This is a genomic window from Allorhizobium sp. nf9_anc, from assembly GCF_056323085.1.
This window is the reverse complement of sequence record NZ_CM150481.1, coordinates 4,026,614-4,048,682: the sequence shown is the minus strand read 5'-3', so window position 1 is coordinate 4,048,682 and position 22,069 is coordinate 4,026,614. Positions and strand designations below refer to the sequence as shown.

17 protein-coding genes and 1 riboswitch are annotated in these 22,069 nt (G+C 62.6%); of the genes, 13 read left to right on the top strand and 4 right to left on the bottom strand.

Annotated features, from left to right (window positions below):
- The first annotated feature begins 77 nt into the window (after positions 1-77).
- The 5 genes from AC02Y0_RS19730 to bfr all read left to right on the top strand — a co-directional run bounded on the left by AC02Y0_RS19730 (position 78) and on the right by bfr (position 7,015).
- Entirely contained in the window at positions 78-998 is a 921-nt protein-coding gene (locus tag AC02Y0_RS19730) for an ImuA family protein (protein ID WP_476380674.1), read from the top strand.
- 40 nt (positions 999-1,038) lie between these two features.
- The gene (locus AC02Y0_RS19725) at positions 1,039-2,466 is read left to right on the top strand and encodes a Y-family DNA polymerase (protein WP_476384095.1); all 1,428 of its coding nucleotides are present in this window, start codon (positions 1,039-1,041) and stop codon (positions 2,464-2,466) included.
- Positions 2,467-2,481: 15 nt separating this feature from the next.
- On the top strand, positions 2,482-5,862 hold the full coding sequence (locus AC02Y0_RS19720; RefSeq protein WP_476384094.1) for an error-prone DNA polymerase: 3,381 nt from the start codon (positions 2,482-2,484) through the stop codon (positions 5,860-5,862).
- Between the two features lie 117 nt (positions 5,863-5,979).
- A complete protein-coding gene (locus AC02Y0_RS19715) occupies positions 5,980-6,303 on the top strand; it encodes a (2Fe-2S)-binding protein (protein ID WP_102021108.1) in 324 nt (107 codons plus the stop codon).
- A gap of 226 nt (positions 6,304-6,529) precedes the next feature.
- Entirely contained in the window at positions 6,530-7,015 is a 486-nt protein-coding gene (gene bfr, locus AC02Y0_RS19710; protein ID WP_143708350.1) for a bacterioferritin, read from the top strand.
- Between the two features lie 94 nt (positions 7,016-7,109).
- Here the strand turns inward: bfr and AC02Y0_RS19705 are convergent, their stop codons facing one another.
- Positions 7,110-7,949: an AAA family ATPase gene (locus AC02Y0_RS19705; RefSeq protein WP_476380672.1), complete on the bottom strand. Its 840-nt coding sequence runs from the start codon at positions 7,947-7,949 to the stop codon at positions 7,110-7,112.
- A gap of 361 nt (positions 7,950-8,310) precedes the next feature.
- On the opposite strand from AC02Y0_RS19705, the gene AC02Y0_RS19700 reads away from it, so the two are divergent.
- The 3 genes from AC02Y0_RS19700 to AC02Y0_RS19690 all read left to right on the top strand — a co-directional run bounded on the left by AC02Y0_RS19700 (position 8,311) and on the right by AC02Y0_RS19690 (position 11,312).
- On the top strand, positions 8,311-8,601 hold the full coding sequence (locus AC02Y0_RS19700; protein WP_476380670.1) for a cold-shock protein: 291 nt from the start codon (positions 8,311-8,313) through the stop codon (positions 8,599-8,601).
- 223 nt (positions 8,602-8,824) lie between these two features.
- Positions 8,825-9,478, top strand: a complete 654-nt coding sequence (locus AC02Y0_RS19695; protein WP_476380668.1) for a thiamine diphosphokinase — start codon at positions 8,825-8,827, stop codon at positions 9,476-9,478.
- Positions 9,479-9,482: 4 nt separating this feature from the next.
- Complete coding sequence (locus tag AC02Y0_RS19690) at positions 9,483-11,312, top strand: ABC-F family ATP-binding cassette domain-containing protein (protein WP_102021113.1); 1,830 nt, start codon at positions 9,483-9,485, stop codon at positions 11,310-11,312.
- Positions 11,313-11,331: 19 nt separating this feature from the next.
- On the opposite strand, the gene AC02Y0_RS19685 is transcribed toward AC02Y0_RS19690, so the two are convergent.
- Positions 11,332-13,110 carry an ABC transporter ATP-binding protein/permease gene (locus tag AC02Y0_RS19685; RefSeq protein ID WP_476380666.1) on the bottom strand — a complete coding sequence of 593 codons (1,779 nt, stop codon included), beginning with the start codon at positions 13,108-13,110 and terminating at the stop codon, positions 11,332-11,334.
- Between the two features lie 125 nt (positions 13,111-13,235).
- A riboswitch (TPP riboswitch) is annotated at positions 13,236-13,352 on the top strand.
- 45 nt (positions 13,353-13,397) lie between these two features.
- Between AC02Y0_RS19685 and thiB the strand changes: the two genes are divergently transcribed.
- From thiB to AC02Y0_RS19665, 4 genes are all read left to right on the top strand, one after another.
- On the top strand, positions 13,398-14,423 hold the full coding sequence (thiB, locus tag AC02Y0_RS19680; RefSeq protein WP_476380664.1) for a thiamine ABC transporter substrate binding subunit: 1,026 nt from the start codon (positions 13,398-13,400) through the stop codon (positions 14,421-14,423).
- A gap of 6 nt (positions 14,424-14,429) precedes the next feature.
- On the top strand, positions 14,430-16,088 hold the full coding sequence (thiP, locus tag AC02Y0_RS19675; RefSeq protein WP_476380662.1) for a thiamine/thiamine pyrophosphate ABC transporter permease: 1,659 nt from the start codon (positions 14,430-14,432) through the stop codon (positions 16,086-16,088).
- The gene (locus tag AC02Y0_RS19670) at positions 16,078-16,821 is read left to right on the top strand and encodes a thiamine ABC transporter ATP-binding protein (RefSeq protein ID WP_476380660.1); all 744 of its coding nucleotides are present in this window, start codon (positions 16,078-16,080) and stop codon (positions 16,819-16,821) included. The genes thiP and AC02Y0_RS19670 overlap by 11 nt, the downstream gene beginning before the upstream one ends.
- A 249-nt stretch (positions 16,822-17,070) precedes the next feature.
- Positions 17,071-18,570 carry a M48 family metalloprotease gene (locus tag AC02Y0_RS19665; RefSeq protein ID WP_476380658.1) on the top strand — a complete coding sequence of 500 codons (1,500 nt, stop codon included), beginning with the start codon at positions 17,071-17,073 and terminating at the stop codon, positions 18,568-18,570.
- A gap of 68 nt (positions 18,571-18,638) precedes the next feature.
- Here the strand turns inward: AC02Y0_RS19665 and AC02Y0_RS19660 are convergent, their stop codons facing one another.
- On the bottom strand, positions 18,639-19,511 hold the full coding sequence (locus AC02Y0_RS19660) for an RNA polymerase factor sigma-32 (RefSeq protein WP_102021118.1): 873 nt from the start codon (positions 19,509-19,511) through the stop codon (positions 18,639-18,641).
- Between the two features lie 316 nt (positions 19,512-19,827).
- Positions 19,828-20,940, bottom strand: coding sequence for a 3-isopropylmalate dehydrogenase (gene leuB, locus AC02Y0_RS19655; RefSeq protein WP_102021119.1), 1,113 nt, complete (start codon positions 20,938-20,940; stop codon positions 19,828-19,830).
- 176 nt (positions 20,941-21,116) lie between these two features.
- Between leuB and AC02Y0_RS19650 the strand changes: the two genes are divergently transcribed.
- Positions 21,117-22,049 (top strand): pyridoxal-phosphate dependent enzyme, encoded by a 933-nt coding sequence (locus AC02Y0_RS19650; protein ID WP_476380656.1) that lies wholly within the window; start codon positions 21,117-21,119, stop codon positions 22,047-22,049.
- The last annotated feature ends 20 nt before the right edge of the window (positions 22,050-22,069 follow it).

The window sequence follows — 22,069 nt, the reverse complement described above, 5'->3', positions numbered from 1 at the left end:
TGAATCCGGTTGACTCTTTCGGGCAGCTCTGGAATCCATAGGAACAAATAGAGAACAATTCATCAGGAGAGATCGTCATGGGCGAGAGCCCTCAGACGCGCGAGACGCTTTTTGCCCTGCGGGAGGCGATTGCCCGGATCGAGGGAAAGCCTGATCATGTCGCGCGCTTGGCAGCAACGGCAGAGCCGAAAACTCCGGATCGCGCGCCGGGCACGGACCAACAGGACCTCTTTGACGCCCTGATGGGCCAGATGCTGGCCCCGGGAAATCTGCTCGAAATGAGGGGCCAAAGGCTGCAACAGTCCGGGGCCGTGATGGGCTTTGGCATGGCTCTGGCGCTCATGGCCATGGAAAGGGATGAAGCGGCGAGGCAGCGCCTGCTTTTCGTCGCCGATCCCCATGTCGTGCGCGAAGCAGGCCTCGCTTATGCGCCGGGCCTTCTCGATTTCGGGCTGTCACCACTGACTTTGGTCCATGCCTTGCCGCGCCGCCTGGAGGATGCGCTCTGGCTTGTCGAGGCAGCACTCACCTCCCGGGCCTTTTCCGCCATACTGCTGGAAGTACATGGCAACCCCAAGAAATTCGGCCTCACCGAGAGCCGGCGCCTGAGCCTGAAGGCCCGCGCCACCGGTGGCAGGCTTTTGGTTCTACGCCAGGCGGGCGAGGAAGAAGCGTCGAGCGCCCTTCTTCGCCTGGCTGTCGAACCCGCGCCGGCGGCGGCGCGGCATCTCGCCGACGGGTCCCTGCTGGGCGGCAGCATCGGGTCACCCGTCTTTCACATCACACTTGAGAAATCCCGCATCCCGGGCTCACCCGAACTCATTCTGGAGTGGAATTCCGATGAACGCCGCCTTCACCTCTACGACCATTTCAAATCATCTGGTCTCGGATCGCCGCATCCTCTCGCTCTTTTTCCCCAAACTGCCGACAGACCGCATCGCCCGGCGTCGATGGGGTCTCTCCTGGCGTTTGCCCCCCGTCTCGACCGCGCATCCTGAATATCCGCCGCTGGCCTGTGCCGGCCGGGTCGCGAATGCCATGCGCATCACGGCACTGGACGAGACATCGGAAACCTTTGGTCTGCGGATCGGACAAGGTCTGGCCGAAGCGCGTGCCATCTGTGCGGACCTCGACGTGATCGAGGCGGATCCCGCAGCAGACCGCGCGCTGCTCAACGCCATCGCTGACTGGTGCGACCGCTATACCCCCTTGGTGGCCCTGGACGGTGACGACGGCCTGATGCTGGATATCACCGGCTGCGCCCATCTCTTCGGTGGCGAAGAAAAACTGCTCGAGGATGCCGAGCGCCGCCTGACGGCTTTCGGCCTCGCCGTCCGCATTGCGGTCGGCCCGACACCGGGCCTCGCACGCGCCTGTAGCCGCTTTGGCGGTCCGCAGCGTGTCACACCATCCGAGGCAGCCGCTGCACTTGCCCCCCTGCCTCTCGCATCGCTGCGCCTCGAGCCCCAAACGGTCATCGATCTCGCCCGGGTTGGCCTGAAGACGGTTGCCGACCTGCTCGCAGCCTCCAGACCACCCATCACGCGCCGCTTCGGCGCAGGTCCGATGCTGCGTCTTGATCAGGCTCTCGGCCGGGAAGGCGAACCGATCTCGCCGCGCCGCCATCTGCCGCTCCTGTCCGCCGAACGCCGCCTCGCCGAACCGATCATGACCGAGGATCAGGTCCTTGATCTCTCGGGCCGCCTGGCAGCAGGCCTGAAGACGTCGCTTGAGGCTCGCGGCGAAGGCGGTCGCCTCTTCGAACTTCTGGTATTCCGCGTTGACGGCTGTGTCTTCCGCATCGAGGTCAGCGCCTCCGCCCCTTTGCGGGATGCAACCCGCATCCGGTCGCTGTTCGAGGAGCGGCTCGCCGTGCTGCGGGATGATCTCGACGCCGGCTTCGGCTTCGAACTCGTCCGCCTCAACGTTCTCTTGAGCGAAACTTTCGATGCCCGCCAACCCGCCCTCGCCGGAGAAGAGGGCAACTGCGAAGGCCTTACCCGCTTCCTGGATCAGGTTTCAGCCCGTTTGGGCGAGCGTGCTTTGCGCCTGCCTGTGCCGCTTGCCAGCCATTGGCCAGAGAGAGCGACAATGCATGCGACGGCGAGCGATGCGCTGAAGGGCCTCGATCTCCCGGGGGCCCGAACGGATGTGGCCGCAAGGCCGGTTCGAGGCCTGCGTCCCTTGCGGCTGCTCGATCGCCCTGAAGAGGTCGAGGTCATGTCTGCCGTGCCGGACGGTCCGCCGGCAAGCTTCCGCTGGCGTCGTGTCCAGCGGCGCATCCTGCGCGCAGAAGGACCGGAACGGCTTGCCCCGGAATGGTGGGTCGATGGCGAGGATGCCCCGCCGCGGGATTATTTCCGCATCGAGGACACCGAAGGCCAACGATTCTGGCTTTATCGCCAGGGCCTCTACGAGCGGCGAACCGTCCACCCGACCTGGTTCCTCCAGGGCTTCTTTGCGTGAGGCACACTGATGACCATGAGGCCCTTTTACGAGATCGGACTGCGGAGCAATTTCTCCTTTCTGGATGGCGCCTCCCATCCCGAAGAACTGGTGGAACAGGCACTTTCCCTTGGCCTTTCCGGCCTCGGTCTTGCCGATCGCAATACGGTTGCTGGTGTCGTGCGCCTGCATGCTTCGGCCAAGCTGAACGGTCTGGAATTTCGCCCGGGTGCCCGTCTCCTCTTTGAGGACGGCACGCCGGAGCTTCTCGCCTATCCGATGAACCGCAAGGGGTGGGGCAATCTCTGTCGAATGCTGAGCGCCGGTAATATGCGTTCGAAAAAGGGCATCTGCACGCTTTGGGAGACGGATCTCCGCGACTGGTCGGAACATCTTCTGTTTGTTGCCATACCGCCTTCACTGCCCAAAGTGGCCGATGTCGAGAGGTTCGAGACGGCGCTTGCCCATATCAGACCCTGGCTTGGGGATCGCCTGCATCTGGCCCTCGTTCCCCGCTATGACGGCCTCGACAACAAGACCTTCGGCGAACTCGACGGGATAGCCAGAAGGCTCGGTCTTCCGCTCATCGCGACAAACGATGCATTCTACCATGCCCCGGAACGCAAACCCGTGGCCGACGTGGTCGTGGCGATCCGAGAGCATGTGCCGATTGCCGAAGCCGGCTTGCGCCTGCATGCCCATGCCGAACGGCACCTGAAGAGCCCGGCCGAAATGGCGCGCCTGTTCCGCGCCTGGCCGGAAGCCATCGACAACAATGTCCATTTCTTTAGCCGGCTTCAATTCTCTCTCGATGAACTGTCCCACCAGTATCCCGACGAGATCTTCGACGGCGAATCTCCGGCCTTGGCGCTGCGTCGGCTCACCTATGAAGGCGCACGAAAGCGCTACCCGGATGAAATCCCGCGCAAGGTCCTCGGCCTTCTCGACTATGAGCTCAAGCTGATCGCCGAGAAGCGTTACGAGCCCTATTTTCTGACGGTCTACCGCATCGTCTGCCATGCGCGCGATGTGGGCATTCTCTGCCAGGGCCGCGGTTCTGCGGCCAATTCCGCCGTCTGCTTCTGCCTCGGCATCACCGAAGTGGACCCACAAAAGACGACCCTGCTTTTTGATCGCTTCCTGTCCACCGAACGCGATGAGCCGCCTGACATCGATGTCGACTTCGAGCACGAGAAGCGAGAAGAGGTCATCCGGTTCATCTACGAGACCTATGGCCGGGAACATGCGGCGCTGACGGCCGCCGTCATCAGCTACCGCGCCCGCTCGGCCGGCCGCGAGGTCGCCAAGGCATTCGGCATGTCGGATGATGTTCAATCGGCGCTTGCCGGCTCGATCTGGGGCTGGTGGACCAGCGATTTCACCGAGGATCAGGCAAAGGCCGCCGGGCTCGACCTCAAGGATCCGACCACCCGCCACGTCCTCGCCTATGCCCAGGCCTTGCAGAATTTTCCCAGACATCTCTCCCAGCATGTCGGCGGCTTTGTCATCACCCGGGATCGTCTGGACGAGGTGGTCCCGATCATGAACACGGCGGACGGCCGCTACATGGTCGAATGGGACAAGGACGATCTCGATACGCTGAAGATCCTCAAGATCGACGTGCTGGCGCTCGGCATGCTCACCTGCCTGGCCAAGGCCTTCAAGCTGCTTTCCAGCCATTATGAGCGCCACGAGACCCTCGCCTCGGTCAACCAAGACCAGCGCGGCGAAGTCTACGACATGATCTGCCGTGCCGATACGCTCGGCGTCTTCCAGATCGAAAGCCGGGCCCAGATGAGCATGCTGCCCCGGCTGAAACCCCGCGAGTTCTACGACCTGGTCATCGAGGTGGCCATCGTCCGCCCCGGCCCGATCCAGGGCAACATGGTCCATCCCTATCTCAAGCGACGTGCGGACAAACTCGCGGGCCGGCCGATCGACTATCCCAGTCCCGAACTCCGCCAGGTGCTGGAGCGTACGCTGGGCGTGCCGCTCTTCCAGGAACAGGCCATGCAGATCGCCATCACCGCGGCCGGCTTCACACCCGCCGAAGCCGACAAGCTGCGCCGCGCCATGGCCACCTTCCGCCGCACTGGTCAGGTTTCCAGCTTCCAGAAGCGCATGGTCGAAGGCATGGTCGAACGCGGGTACGACCCGGACTTCGCCGCCCGCTGCTTCAGCCAGATCGAGGGTTTCGGCGAATATGGCTTCCCGGAAAGCCATGCGGCCTCTTTCGCGCTGCTCGTCTACGTGTCTTGCTGGTTCAAGGCCTTCTATCCGGACATCTTCTGTGCCGCGATCCTGAATTCCCAGCCGATGGGCTTCTATGCGCCGGGCCAGCTGGTGCGCGATGCCCGCGAGCACGGCGTCGAGATAAGGCCCGTCGACGTCAATCATTCCGTCTGGGACTGTACGCTGGAAGGAGACGAACAGGAGCAGCCCGCCTTCGATCCCGCCCGCATTGCATCCCGTCACCGCTCCATGACCCGCGTGATCAAGAGCCGCCACGCCGTGCGTCTTGGTTTTCGCCAGATCAAAGGTATCTCGGAGAGCGAGATGGCACTTCTCGTCGAGAAGCGTGGGCAAGGCTATGATTCCGTCCGGGACCTCTGGCTGCGCACGCGCCTGCCCCGCGCAGCGATCGAGAAACTCGCCGATGCTGATTGCTTTTCCTCTCTCGGGCTCAACCGACGCGATGCGCTTTGGGCCGCCCAGGCGCTCGATGCGGGAGCGGCCGTCGAAGACCTGCCGCTTTTTCTGACACTTCCGGGTGCCGATCTGCAGCAGGAGGCAGAGGTGATCCTACCTCGCATGCTGCCGGGCGAAGAAGTCCTCAGCGATTATCGGACCCTGTCCTTTTCCCTCAAGGCCCACCCCTTGTCCTTCCTGCGCGAGGCCATGCATCGGGCAGGTCTCAAATCGGCGGCCGACCTTGAAAACATGGCCCATGGGGCGAAGGTGGAGATCGCAGGCCTGGTTCTGGTGCGCCAGCGTCCGGGTTCAGCCAAGGGCGTGATCTTCATGACGCTGGAGGACGAGACAGGCACGACAAACGCCATCGTCTGGCCGAAGGTCTTCGAGCGCTATCGGCCGGTCGTCATGGGGGCAAGACTGGTTGCCCTGCGTGGACGCCTGCAAAAGGCCCATGGGGTCATCCATGTCGTGGCCGACCATCTGGTCGATGCCAGCGCCCGGCTCGGCCTGCTGCTCGAAGACTTGAAGACCTTCGATACGCTTGCCCATGCAGACGAAGTCCGCCGACCGGCAATCGACCCGCGTCAGGCAAAGCGAGAGAAACAGGCGCGCGCCATGCCGGCAAAGCCGGCGCCCGCGCTGCCGGTTGCCGCACCGCCGCCGGGCCATCCTCGCCGCAGCGCCATGGCGGATCTCATGCCGAAGGGCCGCAACTTTCACTGACGGATCTGTTGCAGGGTCGATCACATCTATCCGCTTGCCTGCGATTTTTCTTGACAAAGGACATCGTGTTTACGAGAAAGACGACAGTGAATGTCATGTTTGTCGAGTGCCCCGACCATGCTGGTCTGCAGCTGCAATTACATCACCGATAAGGAGATCAAGGCGGTCATCACCGAGATGCTCGATGAAGACTGTTGGCAGCTGATCGTTCCCGGCAAAGTGTATCACGCCATGGGCAAGCGCGGCCGCTGCTGCGGATGCTTCCCCAATGTGGTCGACCTCATCATTCGCACCACCGAAGAATATCATGCCGTGCGCAAGACCGAGGAAACCAAGGTCATCAACTTCATGGAGCGCCTGAAGCAGTTCCATGAAGAGCAGAAGGCAGCGCTTGCCGAGCGCCGCCAGGCCTTGACCGCCGCGCGCCGCGCTGCCGGCTGAACCTCCTCAACCAGATCACCTCAAGATCCTATCTGAATTGGCTTGCCTCCTGCGAAGCCGGTAGCCGTGACCACTGTCCATAAGGCACCCCTCGGCCATGTGCGCCTGCCTAGTCATAGCCGTATTGCGCGATCCGTCCGAATTAGAACCCTTCTAAAAAACACTCGACAGCTTCCAATGGTGGCGCTAGAGTTCCATCATTGATTTCATACGAAGGAAGAAATTCATGAAGGGTGATCAGAAGGTCATTGAACGGCTCAACGAGGCGCTGTTTCTCGAACTTGGCGCAGTGAACCAGTACTGGCTGCATTACCGCCTGCTGAACGACTGGGGCTACACGAAGCTCGCCAAGAAGGAGCGCGCCGAGTCGATCGAGGAAATGCAGCACGCAGACAAGATCATCGACCGGATCATCTTCCTCGAAGGCCACCCGAACCTGCAGCAGGTCGCCCCGCTGCGCATCGGCCAGAACGTCAAGGAAGTGCTGGAGGCAGATCTCGCCGGCGAATACGACGCCCGCACCTCCTACAAGGCCTCGCGCGACATCTGTTACCAGGCTGGCGACTATGTCTCGATGAAGATCTTCGAACAGCTCCTGATCGACGAAGAAGGCCACATCGACTTCCTCGAAACGCAGCTCGAGCTTCTCTCCAAGATCGGCGAAGAGAAATACGGCCAGCTGAACGCAGATTCGGCCGACTCGGCCGAATAATCGGCTGCCGCCTCTGTCATGAAGGCCCCGTTCGCGGGGCCTTTTTCGTTTTCGGCTTTGCTACCCGCCCGGGCCGCTCCGATGGCAACCGGGATCAGCGGTCCCGTCGTGCCATGAACGCCAGACGCTCGAACAGATGCACGTCCTGTTCGTTCTTCAACAGTGCGCCATGCAGCTTCGGCAGCGCATTCTTCGCTTCGCCCCGCAGATCAGCCGGATCGACATCCTCCGCGACCAGAAGCCTGATCCAATCCAGCGCTTCCGATGTCGAAGGCTTCTTCTTCAGCCCAGGCGTTTCTCGGATCTCATAGAATTGGGTGAGTGCATTGCGCAGCAACGTCTTCTTGATGCCCGGATAGTGGACCTCGACGATCTTCTCGAGGATCTCGGCATCGGGAAAGCGGATGTAGTGGAAGAAGCAGCGTCGCAGGAAAGCGTCGGGAAGCTCCTTCTCATTATTGGAGGTGATGATGACGATCGGCCTTACCCGGGCCTTCACCGTCTCGCCCGTCTCGTAGACATGGAACTCCATGCGGTCGAGTTCCTGCAGCAGATCGTTTGGAAACTCGATATCCGCCTTGTCGATCTCGTCGATCAGCAGAACGGACTTCTTGTCGGCGGCAAAGGCTTGCCAGAGCTTACCCTGGCGAATGTAATTCTTGACGTCGTTGACACGTCCGTCGCCCAACTGGCTGTCGCGCAGGCGCGAGACGGCATCATATTCGTAGAGCCCCTGCTGCGCCTTGGTCGTCGATTTGACATTCCATTCCAGCATCTCGAGCCCGAGAGCCGCAGCCACCTGACGGGCAAGCTCGGTTTTGCCGGTACCAGGCTCACCTTTGACCAGCAGCGGTCGCTCCAAACGGATGGCGGCATTCACCGCGATCATCAGATCCTTGTCGGCAACGTAGTCGGCGGTCCCCTGGAACTGCATCGTGTCTCAGCCTCGTTCATCCTTGGCCGCAACCTAGTCACGCGCGTCACGGGGCGCAAGCGCGGCCCCGCTTTCGCCCTTTCACCAGATAAAGCTTGTATTTTGGCGCCAATCTGACAGGCTGTTTTCCACGAACGCTGATGCGTGTCCGTCTGCAAGTGCCCCATCCGCAAGGACGGACTTTCCGGCACCGGACATCACCGACCTTCTCCACGACCCGACTATAGCCGTCCGGACAGCACTGTCCGACAGCCAAGATCCGCACAACGGCAGGCTCCCGAACACCGGCAGGACGTTTCGTCTGATCCGCAGGTCTTCGGACGCCTGCCACGACCGCAGCTTCTCAGCTGCAGGAGACCCCATGACCAGACACGTCTATTCCATTGGCGACACAGTGGTTCTGAAGGACGGCCCCGTCCGTCTCGCTCGCAGCAATGGTGCCTGCAAGGTACTGGCAACACTGCCCGAGACGGGTGGAAGCCGCCAGTACCGCGTTCGGTTCGAAAGCGAGAGCTTCGACCGTTGCATCGCCGAATCCGACATCGATCCCAGCCGCAGCAAAGCATCTGCCCGGGCACCGGCGCCTGCCAACACCCCGAAGAAGGAAAGCACATCATGGCTAAAGGCCAACAGCGTTCGAACCGCGAAGTAAGAAAGCCGAAGCAGGACAAGCCCAAGGCCTCCGCTGCCCCGGTCTCGACCTTTGCTACGCAGATCAAAAGCGCCGAAGCGTCTTCCACCAAGAAGCGCTGAGACCTAAAGGCCCGGATCGCCTCTCAAAGGCCTTGTCCGGGCCTTTCGTTTGCCGGCACCCAAGCTCTCCCCTGCCGCATTGACCTTTCCCTTTTCCGTGAAGATGCGCTAAGGGCTGGCGCATGACTTCGACCTCGTTCACCCTCCTGCTCGGCGGCAGCCTGACCGTCACCGATCGCCTGCGGGCACTGACGCATGGCAGCCGCGTCATTGCGGCCGACAGCGGCATGCGCCATGCGGCAAACCTGGGTGTGACACCGGAGCTTTGGGTCGGTGATTTCGACAGCAGCGACGCTGACCTGATTGCGCGGTTTCCGACCGTCGAACGACGCACCTATCCAGCCGCCAAGGCCGTGACCGACGGAGAAATCGCGGTGGCCGAGGCAATCGCCCGCGGCGCCACCCGCCTGATTTTCGCAGGCGCCCTGGGTGGCGAACGTTCCGACCATGCGCTGCAGCACTATCTGAACGCCCTCGGCCTCGTCGAAGACGGCTACGAAGTGGTGCTGACCTCCGGCGAGGAAGAGGCCTATCCCTTTGTCGAGCAGAGCGAGCTTGCGCTCGAACTGCCCAAGGGCGCGCTTTTCTCCGTGCTGGGCTTTACCACGCTTGAAGGCCTGACGATCCGCAATGCCCGCTATCCCCTTCAGGATTTCCGGTTGCCCTTCGGCTCGTCGCGCACGATATCCAACCTCGCAGAGGGGCCGATCTCGGTCTCGCTTTCCCGTGGCCGGGCCATGTTGCTCGCCCGTCCCAATGATTTTTCCGGAGCCTGAAGCCTTGGCGCCTCCCATTCTGAAACTCGATGACATCCAGCTTTCCTTCGGCGGAACGCCCTTGCTCGCAGGCGCCGGCCTGCAGGTTGAGCCCGGAGACCGGATCTGCCTCGTCGGCCGCAACGGCTCGGGCAAATCGACCCTGATGAAGATTGCCGCCGGGATTGTCGAAGCACAGTCCGGCGAGGTGTTCCGCCATCCGTCCTCGACGATCCGCTATCTGGAGCAGGCACCGGATTTCGATGGCTATTCCACCGTTCAGGCCTATGCCGAGGCCGGCCTCGGACCTGGCGACGATCCTTACCGGGTTACCTATCTGCTGGAGCATCTCGGCCTGACGGGCCAGGAAGATCCGACCCGGCTCTCCGGTGGTGAAGCCCGTCGCGCAGCGCTCGCCCGCGTACTGGCGCCCGAGCCCGACATTCTGATGCTGGACGAGCCGACCAACCATCTTGATCTGCCGACGATCGAATGGCTCGAAGGCGAGCTGTCGAAGAGCCGCAGCGCGCTCGTTCTCATCTCCCACGACCGTCGCTTCCTGGAGAAGATCTCCACGGCCACCGTCTGGCTCGATCGCGGCCAGTCGCGCCGGCTGAACCGGGGCTTTGCCCATTTCGAGGAATGGCGTGACCAGGTGCTCGAAGAAGAGGAGATCGAGCAGCACAAGCTCGGCCGCCAGATCGAGCGCGAGGAACACTGGCTGCGTTATGGTGTGACCGCCCGCCGCAAGCGCAACATGCGCCGCCTCGGCAATCTCCAGGCCCTGCGCGCCAATTACCGCGGCCACAAGGGCCCGCAGGGCACCATCCAGGCATCGGCCACAGAAGGCAAGGAAAGCGGCAAGCTCGTCATCGAGGCCGACAAGATCATCAAGACCTACGGCGATCGCTCGATCGTCGCCCCCTTCTCGATCCGTGTCCATCGCGGCGACTGCATCGGTCTGATCGGCCCGAACGGTGCCGGCAAGACGACGCTTCTGAAGATGCTGACGGGCCAGCTCGCACCGGACGAGGGTGTCGTGAAGCTCGGCACCAATCTGGAGATTGCTGTGCTGGACCAGAAGCGCGAGGATCTGAACCCGGAAGATACGCTTGCCCATTACCTGACCGATGGACGCGGCGAGAACCTGCTGGTCAACGGCGAGCAGAAGCATGTGACCGGCTACATGAAGGACTTCCTCTTCCAGCCGGAACAGGCCCGCACGCCGATCCGCAACCTCTCGGGCGGCGAACGCGCGCGCCTGATGCTGGCGCGGATCATGGCCAAGCCCTCGAACCTCCTGATCCTCGACGAACCGACCAACGATCTCGACATCGAGACGCTCGACCTGCTGCAGGAAATCGTCGCCGGCTATACCGGGACCGTCATCCTCGTCAGCCACGACCGTGACTTCCTCGACCGCACCGTCACCTCGACGATCGCCCCTGCCAATCCCGACGCACCGGATGGTCGCTGGATCGAATATGCCGGTGGCTATTCGGACATGCTCGCCCAGCGCAAGGGTGTCGAAGACGAGCGCAAGCGGGTTGAAAAGGCCGAGAAGGCCAAGGCGCAGGAAGCGTCGGGCGGCAAGCCGGCCGGCAGCGCAAACAGCAAGGGCAAGCTCTCCTTCAAGCAGAAATTCGCGCTCGAAAACCTGCCGAAGGAAATGGAAAAGGCCGAGAAGGAAATCGCTGCGCGCGAAGCCAAAATGGCCGATCCCAAACTCTTCACCAAGGATCCCGCAACCTTCAACAAGCTCGCTGCCGAGATGGAGAAGCTGCGCGCCGATGTCACACGCATGGAAGAGGAATGGCTGGAGCTTGAAATGCTGCGCGAGGAGCTGGAGGGCTGAGGTCACCCGATCTTCGGCACTAAGCGGAAGTCACTCCCGTCTTCTCGAGGTGCACAGCCCTCGCGCCGGTCGCATCGGCAAAGGCCGTCGAGCGACCGAGATAGACCAGCGTCGTCTCGCTCATCCCGGCCAGCAGAGGCATCAGCCGGCCCACGGTCTCCGGCTCCAGCCCTTCCAGCACATCCTGCAAGATCAGGCAGCGCGGCTTACGCACGAGAATGTTGGCGAATGCCAGGGACATCTGCTGGTCCTTGTCGAGCACCCGCTCCCAACGCGCCCGCTCATCGAGACGACCCGCAAACTCGGCGAGCCCGACAGCACTCAGCGCCGCGGTCATCTCGGCGTCGGTAAACTGCGCCGAGGCTAGGGGGTAGGCGAGCAGGCTGCGCAAGCGGCCCTCGGGCAGGTAGCCCGATTGCGGAACGAAGACGATATCCGTCTCCCCCGGCAAGACAATCCGGCCTTCACCATATGGCCAGAGGCCGGCCATGGCGTGGAACAACAGCTTGCGGCTGACACCCTGATCGCCATTGATCATCACGCGGTCACCGGGCGCGATGACCACATTGCGCTCCTGAAACCGGAGGGCACTCTCGCAGGTGTCGCCATGGACACGGACGCAGATTTCCAGGTTCTCCAGCCGGAGCATGCCATCCTCGCTGCGCGCCAGCTCCAACCGGCCAGGCCCAGGCGTTATCGCACTCATGCTGGTGAGAGCCGCCCGAAAGACGGTGACGCGCATCAGTGCTGCACGCCAGTCGGCAATGGCGCCGAAATTGTCGACATACCAACGCAGAGCAGAATAGACCTGGGTGAAGGCGGCAGCGGCCATCATCAGGCCACCGAAGGAGATGGTCCCGGCGAAATAAGCGGGTGAGGCAATCAGGATCGGCACGATGATCGCAAGCCAGCCGAAACCGGCGGTCACCCAGGTCAGATTGGTCAGCGCCAGGGCCAGATGCCGGATCGAAGACAGCACACCATCCAGCGACTGGTGGATATGGCGCCGCTCGGTCTCCTCGCCATGCGTGAGCGCGATGGCTTCCAGATTTTCATTGGCGCGCATCAGGGAGAAGCGCAGATCCGCCTCTCGGGCATAGCGCTCCGCATTGAGCTTCGACAGGCTGCGCCCAACCAGTTGACTGAGCAGCGAGGCGACAAGCGCATAAACTAGGGCACCCCAGACCATGTAGCCCGGGATCTGGAAGCTGGTGTCCCCGCTGCGAAACGTGAAGTCACTCGACAGGCTCCAGAGAACGCCGATGAAGCTCACCAGGAGGATCGTGGCGTTGAACAGGCCAATCGAGAGCGACGTGGTCATCTCCGCAAGCTTGCGGGCATCCTCATGCAGGCGCTGATCGGGATTGATGCCGAGCGGGCTTGAGATCGACAGCCGGTAAGCTCGCGCCCCGTTCAGCCACTGATCCACAACGTCGCGTGACAGGCCTTCACGCATGTAGAGCGCCGTCATTTGGTTGAGCCAGGCCTGGATGACGTTGAGCACGAGAAGAACGCCCGCGATCATCGCGAAATTGCGCAGTTCAAGCAGGAAGGCGGTGAGGTCTCGCCTCTCCAGCGCATTGTAGAACGGAGCATTCCACTGGTTCAGCGCCACCGTTCCATAGGCGGTCGCGAGGATGACCACGACAAGAGCGGACGTGAAGGCGAGGATCCGGTTGCGGACTGAAGACTTCCAGAAACTGTCAGAAGCCATCCTGAGCTGGCGCCACAGACTGCCTTCGACATCGGCAACAAAACTCTCCAACGCCATTCCACCGCTCGATTTCGAATTCGCCATCAGCACCTGGCCATTTGACTGTGTCAGCCCTCCTACCATGGCGCACTTGACGATTTCCTGACAGCAACCGCGCCGCGGCCGATTGTCCGCACCTTGCGCAAGAGCAGCCGGCGCGCTATCTCAACCGTGCTCTAACGGGGTGCCTTCCGATCCTCCGGGACCGGAATGCTGAGAGGCAGTGATGCCAACCCGCGGAACCTGATCCGGTTAAGACCGGCGGAGGGATTAGACGCGTCGTTCGCAAAGCGCCCTATCCCGACATCAATTGTTTTTTGGAGGAGGGCGTCATGCCGTCAAATCTACCCGTATTCCTGCGCTCCGGCCTTGCCGCAGCCATCCTGTCCACCGGGCTTGCCCTGCCGGCAGCCGCTGCCGACAAGACACTCACCGTCTACACCTATGAGAGCTTTGTTTCCGAATGGGGCCCAGGCCCCAAGGTGAAGGAAGCCTTCGAGAAGACCTGCGCCTGCACGGTCGAATTCGTCGGTGTCGCCGATGGCGTTGCACTCCTCACCCGCCTCAAGCTCGAAGGCGAAACCTCGAAGGCCGATGTCGTGCTCGGCCTCGACACCAATCTCGTCGAGGAAGCCAAGCAGACCGGCCTGTTCGAAGCAAACGGCGTCGATGCGTCCGCCGTGAAAGTACCCGGCGGCTTCAGCGACGACGTCTTCCTGCCCTATGACTACGGCCATTTCGCCGTGATCTACGACACCGAAACGATCAAGACACCGCCGACGAGCCTGAAAGAACTGGTCGAAGGCGACCCGTCCCAGAAGATCGTCATCCAGGATCCGCGCACCTCGACTCCGGGCCTTGGCCTCCTGCTCTGGGTGAAGTCGGTCTATGGCGACAAGGCGCCGGAAGCCTGGGCCAAGCTCAAGGACCGCGTCCTGACCGTCACGCCGGGCTGGTCGGAAGCCTATGGCCTGTTCACCAAGGGTGAGGCGCCGATGGTGCTCTCCTACACCACCTCGCCGGCCTATCACATGGTCGCCGAAGAGACCGACCGCTACCAGGCGGCGGAATTCTCCGAAGGCCATTACATCCAGATCGAAGTGGCCGGTCTTCTCAAGAACGCGCCGGAAAAGGAGCTCGCCCGCCAGTTCCTCGCCTTTATGCTCCAGCCCGGCTTCCAGGACACGATCCCCACCAACAACTGGATGATGCCGGTCGCCGCGACCACCGAGCCCCTGCCGGAGGCTTTCGGCAAGCTCGTTGAACCCAAGACCACCTTCCTGATGAGCCCGGCTGAAGTCGCCACCAACCGTCAGGCGTGGATCGACGAGTGGCTCAAGGCCATGACGCTGAAGTAGCACCGGATGTTACGCCCGCTTCACCAGTCGAAACGACGGAGGCTGCCCGCGCTCGCGGGCGGCCTTTTCGTTCTTGTGGTCGTCCTGGGCTTCATCGGTATCGCACTCGCAGCCCTGCTCGCAGGGCGACTGTCCGGCGGCCTTCTCCAGGCCTTCGCCGACCCCGTCGTCCGCTCGGTGCTGTCTTTCACGCTATGGCAGGCTTTCCTGTCGACGCTTCTCTCGGTCGGCATTGCCCTGCCCGTCGCCAGCGCCCTCGCCCGGCAGCCCGATTTTCCGGGTCGTATCTGGCTGATTCGCCTGATGGCAGTCCCGATGGGCCTCCCCGTTCTCATCGGCGCGCTGGGGTTGATCGGCATCTTTGGCCGGAGCGGCATCATCAACGATGTCCTGACCGGCCTCGGGCTCTCCCAGCCGATCTCCATCTACGGGCTGACCGGCATCCTCATTGCCCATGTCTTCTTCAACCTGCCGCTTGCCACGCGCCTGATGCTGTCGGCTCTCGAGCGCGTGCCGGCGGAATACTGGCGCATGTCGGCGAGCCTCGGCTTCTCGCCGCTGTCCACCTTCCGCTTCATCGAATGGCCCGTGCTGGCGCGGGTCATCCCCGGCGCGGCAGGCCTGATCTTCATGCTCTGCGTCACGAGTTTCACCCTCGTCCTGATTTTCGGCGGCGGCCCGGCTGCGACCACGATCGAGGTCGCCATCTACCAGGCGCTGCGTTTCGACTTCGATCCGGAGCGCGCCGTGTCTCTGGCACTGCTTCAGATCACGGTTACGGGTGCAATCCTCCTCGGACTGAGCCTTCTGCCCGCGGCCTCCGACACGGGCGTCACGACCGGCCGCGCGTTTACGCGCTTCGACGGGCGACGTCCGTTGATCCGGGCAGCCGATGGCATCCTGCTCCTGCTGGTCACCATGTTTCTGATCCTGCCGCTCGGCCAGGTGATCGTCTCAGGCCTCCAGGCCGATCTCCTTCGGCTTCTCTCCCAGGACGCCTTCCAGCAAGCAGCACGCACCAGCCTCTGCGTGGCTCTGGCGGCCGGGTTGATCGCCACCCTGCTTGCCTATGGCACAGTCGCCGCGCGTGCCGAGATCACGGCTGCGCGGATTGCTCATCCCGGCAACCGGCTTTTGTCCATAACCCTCGCATCGGTCTCCTCACTGGTACTGCTCGTTCCGACCAGCGTGCTGGCCACCGGATGGTTCCTGGCCTTGAGGCCAAGAGGCGAGATAGCGAGCTTCGCACCCTTCGTCGTGACCGGGATCAATGCGCTGATGGCGCTTCCGTTTGCGGTGCGGGTGCTGGAACCCGCCTACAGGGAACACAGGGCCTGCACGGGACGACTAGCCGAAAGCCTCGGGCTCTCCGTTGCACAACGGCTGCGCCGCGTCGATTGGCCGGTGCTGAAGCGCCCGCTTATGACCGCGCTCGCCTTCGCCATGGCCCTGTCCCTCGGTGACCTGGGTGCGGTGGCACTCTTCGGTTCGGAAAACATCACCACGCTGCCCGCCCTCATCTATTCCAGGATGGGCAGCTATCGCAGCACCGATGCCGATGGGCTGGCCCTTCTGCTCGGCGCCATTTGCCTGGTACTGGCCATGATCGGGGCGCCCGGCAGAGGAAAACATGCAAATGAGCGGGAGACACCCGATGCGCGATGACCCCTCGACCAACATCCGTCTCGCCGATGTCCATCTCACGCTCGGCAGCCGGAAGTTCCATTTCGACTGCGGTATCAACGAAGGGCAGGTGACGGCGGTCGTTGGCCCGTCCGGATCGGGGAAGTCGACCTTGCTCAATCTGATCTCGGGTTTCGAGAGACCGGACAGCGGACGAATTCTGATCGACGGGCGAGACGTCACCGAACTCGCCCCTGCAGAGCGCCCCATCTCGCTGGTCTTCCAGGACAACAATCTGTTCTCCCATCTGGACCTGTTCACCAATATCGGACTTGGGATCCATCCGGCGATGCGGCTCACGCCAGCTGACCGCAACGCAATTTCTGACGCCCTCGTGCGGGTCGGGCTCGATGGGTACGAAAGCCGGCTGCCAGGCTCCCTCTCCGGCGGCGAACGACAAAGGGCAGCCTTTGCCCGGGCACTGGTGCGGCATCGGCCCGTACTTTTGCTCGACGAACCGTTTGCGGCCCTTGACCCCGGCCTGCGCGCGGCTATGGTCGAACTGCTCGTTGACCTCCACGCTGAAACACGAGCCACCATTCTTCTCGTCACCCATTATCCGCGCGATGTCGATCGCCTGGCCGATCATGTGCTTTTCATCGAGGATGGCCATGTCCTCATCGACGCTCAGAAGGACGTTTTCCTGACTCGGGGGGACCTGCCAGCGGTCGGGAACTTCCTCGGCACACCACCGTTTGCACCTCAATCGCCTTAATTTGGTCGCCCAGGCCTGCCATGCGCGTGGGGAATGGTAGTTCCTACGGTCAGACCATTGGTCATTTCAAATGGCGCGACTATCTTCTGGAGCATGCGGCGTTTTCGCATTATGTGAAGGACTGCCGGATCGGCGCTAAGCGATGCCGGCAGAAGGCAATTGGATGCTGCACCCGGCGGTCTGCCTATCGGCGATCGTTTGGGCACAGGGTGAAGGGGCAGGATGCAGTTTTTGAGCCGGAACAGCGCGATGGCTGCCGAAACGTATCGGCGGCGCCGGCCCTTCAGGCTCGCGTCGAGCGTTGCGGTGCTTGTCTCAGCGGGCTTGGTGCTCTCCTCCTGCCAGTCGCTCTTCGAACAGGCCTATGAGCCGTCCGTCGCGCCATCACGCAATCCGCAAATCGTCGACGAAGTCCAGAAGGGCGATCCGCGCGCTCAGATGGGCGCCCGCGAGCATCCGCGCATCGTCGCCTCCTATGGCGGGGAATATTCCGACGCCAAGACCGAGCGCCTCGTCGCCCGCATTGCCGGCGCTCTGACGGCGGTCTCGGAAAACCCGAACCAGTCCTATCGCATCACCATCTTGAATTCGCCGGCAATCAACGCCTTCGCCTTGCCCGGCGGCTATCTCTATGTGACGCGCGGCCTCCTGGCTCTGGCGAATGACGCCTCGGAAGTGGCTGCCGTTCTCAGCCACGAAATGGCCCACGTCACGGCAAACCACGGCATTGAGCGTCAGCGCCGCGAAGAAGCCGAAGTGATTGCCAGCCGCGTGGTGGCCGAAGTGCTGTCCAGCGATCTCGCCGGCAAGCAGGCACTCGCCCGTGGCAAGCTGCGCCTCGCCGCATTCTCGCGCCAGCAGGAACTGCAGGCCGACGTTATCGGGGTGCGCACGCTCGGCGAAGCCGGCTATGATCCCTATGCCGCGGCCCGTTTCCTCGATTCCATGGCGCGCTACAGCCAGTTCACCTCCGTCGACCCCGATGCCGACCAGAGCCTTGACTTCCTGTCGAGCCACCCCAACGCTCCCCAGCGCGTCGAGCTGGCCAAGCGCCACGCCCGCGCCTTCGGTCCGGAAGGCACCCATGGCGAAACCGGGCGCGACTATTACCTGAACGGCATCGACGGCCTGCTCTACGGCGACAGCCCTCAGGAAGGTTTCGTGCGAGGCCAGACCTTCCTACACGGGCAGCTCGGTATCCGTTTCGATGTGCCGGTCGGGTTCCAGATCGACAACAAGGTCGAAGCGGTCCTGGCCACCGGCCCGGGTGATGTTGCGATCCGGTTTGACGGCGTGGCGGACAGCCAGAAGATCAGCCTGCCAAATTACATTTCGAGCGGATGGGTAACCGGCCTGCTGCCCGACACGATCCGTACGATCACCGTTAACGGTCTCGAAGCCGCAACAGCCCGGGCCTCTGCCGACCGCTGGGACTTCGACATCACGGTTATTCGGATCGGCCCACAGATCTTCCGCTTCCTGACCGCCGTGCCGAAAGGCAGCCCGGCTCTGGAGACGACCGCTGCCCAGCTGCGTGCATCCTTCCGTCGCATCACCTCGCAGGAAGCGGCATCTCTGAAGCCACTGCGCGTTCGCGTCGTAACTGTCGCGGCGAATGACAGCATCGGCACCTTGTCCGCGCGGATGATGGGCACTGACCGGAAGCTGGAACTCTTCCGCCTGATCAATGCGCTCGGGCCGACCTCAACGGTCAGCCAGGGCATGCGGGTGAAGATCATCTCCGAGTGATTGGCTTAGCGCCGCCCAACAAAAAAAGCCGGCACGAAGGCCGGCTTTTTTGTTTGCTCATTTGGATATCAATAAGCCATTTCCAGCCGTGCTGAAGTCGGCGCCTTGTCAGTGAGGGCGACCTTCAGCTTTTCCAGGGCCCGCGTCTCGATCTGGCGAACTCGTTCCTTGGAAATGCCGAGTTCGGCACCGAGTTCTTCCAGCGTAGCACCGTCTTCGGTCAGGCGCCTCGCCTTGATGATCCGGCTTTCGCGCTCGTTGAGGCGGTTCATGGCATCCCTCAACCATCCGTTCCAGCGTTCGCCGTCGATGATCGATGTGACCTGCTCATCGGGGAGAGCTTCCTTGCTTTCCAGCATTTCCAGCTGCTCCGTGCCTTCCCCATTGCGGCCGGCGACAGGCGTCTGCAGAGACGCGTCATTGCCGGAAAGGCGTGCGTCCATCGACTGCACGTCCGAGAGGCTCACACCGAGGGCCGTGGCGATTTCCTGATGGATCGCCTGATCTGAGAGACGGTTGTCACCCTGGGCGAGCTTCGCGCGCAGGCGGCGCAGGTTGAAGAACAGTGCCTTCTGGCTGGAGCTCGTACCGCCGCGGACGATCGACCAGTTGCGCAGGATGTAATCCTGCATGGAAGCGCGGATCCACCAGCCGGCATAGGTCGAGAAGCGGACTTCCCGGCCGGGGTCGAAACGAGCGGCCGCTTCAAGAAGGCCGATATAGCCTTCCTGGATCAGATCGTTGAGCGGCAGACCGAAGCCGCGGAACTTCGAGGCCATAGCGATGACCAGACGCATATGGGCCTGGGCAATGCGATTGCGGGCGCCCTGGTCGTCATGCTCCTTCCAGCGGATCGCGAGATCGAGTTCTTCCTCACGCTCCAGATAGGGCTGCGACATGGCATACTTGATGATGTGTCTGTCAGCGGATGTGGCTTTCATCGGACATCTCCATGGTCTCTTGGACCGCAGGCCTCTTGCAGGCCCTCTTGCCGGCATTGTCTCCTGAACGAGTGAACGTCGGTCAGGTTCCAACGAATGCCGGGCGCGGTGGTGGTTGCGTCGCTCTCATCTGCTTGTCTGACCAGTATTACGCGCCCCATGCGACATCGGATTGCCGGTCGGGGTGCGACCTTCTGTCGAGGAGGGGTGATCACGCGGAAGTGAGAATCGGAGCCGATTGAGCGCTGCAAAGACCTGGAAACGCAAAACGGCGCGGGTTGCCCCGCGCCGTCAAATTGAAGCTGAAAGACCTGGCTTAGGCGGAAAGCGCCTTGAACTCCGCAAGGATGGCATCACCCATCTCGACGGTGCCGACCTGGCGGCAACCGTCAGCCATGATGTCGCCGGTGCGAACGCCCTGATCGAGCACGTTGGCGATCGCCTTCTCCAGACGGTCGGCTTCCGCCACCATGTTGAAGGAGTAGCGCAGGCACATGGCGAAGGAGGCAATCATGGCGATCGGGTTGGCGATGCCCTGGCCCGCGATGTCAGGCGCCGAACCGTGGACAGGCTCGTAAAGTGCCTTGCGCTTGCCCGTCTTGCCGTCGGGCGCACCGAGCGAGGCGGAGGGCAGCATGCCGAGCGAACCGGTCAGCATGGCGGCAACGTCGGAGAGCATGTCGCCGAACAGGTTGTCGGTCACGATGACGTCGAACTGCTTGGGCGCGCGGACGAGCTGCATGCCACCGGCATCGGCCAGCATGTGGTCGAGCTTGACGTCGGAGAACTTCTCCTTGTGCGTTGCCGTCACGACCTGGTTCCACAACACGCCTGACTTCATTACGTTGCGCTTTTCCATCGAGCAGACGCGGTTGTTGCGGGTGCGGGCCAGTTCGAAAGCGACGGCGGAGATGCGCTCGATTTCGTAGGTATCGTAAACCTGCGTATCGACAGCGCGCTTCTGGCCATTGCCGAGATCGGTGATCGTCTTCGGCTCGCCGAAATAGACGCCGCCGGTCAGTTCGCGAACGATGAGGATGTCGAGACCTTCGACCAGCTCAGGCTTCAGCGACGACGCATTGGCGAGCGCCGGGTAGCAGATCGCCGGACGCAGGTTGGCGAACAGTTCGAGATCCTTGCGCAGGCGCAGAAGGCCAGCTTCCGGGCGCACGTCATAAGGTACGTCGTCCCACTTGGGGCCACCGACGGCACCGAAGAGTACGGCGTCCGCAGCCAGCGCCTTCGCCATGTCTTCTTCCGAAATCGCCGCGCCATGCGCGTCATAGGCGGAACCACCGACAAGACCTTCATCGGTCACGAAGCCGGCGCCCTGCGCCTCGTTCATGTAGGCGATGATCTTGCGGACCTCAGCCATGGCCTCGGGGCCGATGCCGTCACCGGGCAGCAGGAGAAGATTGCGAGCCGTCATGGAAACCCTCCACTCGAAAAAGAAGTCGCGGTTTCTTACGCGCGGGGCTGGGCCTTTTCAAGCGAGATAGGCCGGAAACGGTACGGTTCGGGGAACTGCAGAAGAGGCTTTGTAGGTTGACCCGTCGGATGGCGAGGTCCAAAAGACAGCATCCCTCCAGCATGTTCGAGTTCACCATGCCTCTCTCCCCCCTGCATATTGAAACCCCGCTTCTGCGCACCGCAGCCGACTATAGCGAGAGCGGCCTACCGCTCTGGCTGAAGCTCGATGCCTTGCAGCCCTCCGGCAGCTTCAAGCTGCGCGGCGTGGGCCTGCTCTGCCAGCATGAAGTCGCCAAGGGCGCGAAGGAAATCTTCTGCGCGTCCGGCGGCAACGCAGGCATCGCGGCAGCGGTCGCCGGCAAAGCCCTGGGAGTACCGGTGACCATCGTCGTGCCGGAAACGACGTCGCCCGAGGTTCGCACCCGGATCGCCGCAACCGGCGCCAAGGTTCTGGTGCATGGTTCGGTCTTCGATGAAGCGAACGCTCATGCCGTAGCTCTCGCGACAGAACGCAAGGCGGCCTATGTGCACCCCTATGACCACCCCCTCCTCTGGGAAGGTCACGCCACTCTGATCGATGAAGTGGTGAAGGCTGGGGCCGAATTCGACTGCGTGGTCACCAGTGTCGGCGGCGGCGGACTGCTCGCTGGCATCGTCGAAGGCCTGAAGCGCAATGGCCTGGGCGACGTGCCCGTGATTGCAGTCGAGACGGAAGGGGCTGCCTCGCTGAACGCCGCCGTGGCCGCCAAGGCGCGTGTGACGCTTCCGGCGATCACCTCGATCGCCAATTCGCTGGGTGCGCGCCAGATCGCGCAACACGTATTCGACCTTCTTGACACGCATCCAATCGAAAGCGTGACAGTGACCGATGCGCAGGCCGTTGCCGCCTGCCTCAAGTTTGCCGATGCGCAGCGGATCCTGGTCGAACCAGCCTGCGGTGCAGCCCTGGCCGTGGCGGACGTGCATTCGGATAGGCTGTCGCGCTTCAAGGCACCGCTGATCGAGGTCTGTGGCGGGATCGGCGTGTCACTTGCCGCCCTTGAGACTTGGCGCACGCGCTTCCTTTGAAGCCAAAGAAAAAGCCGGGC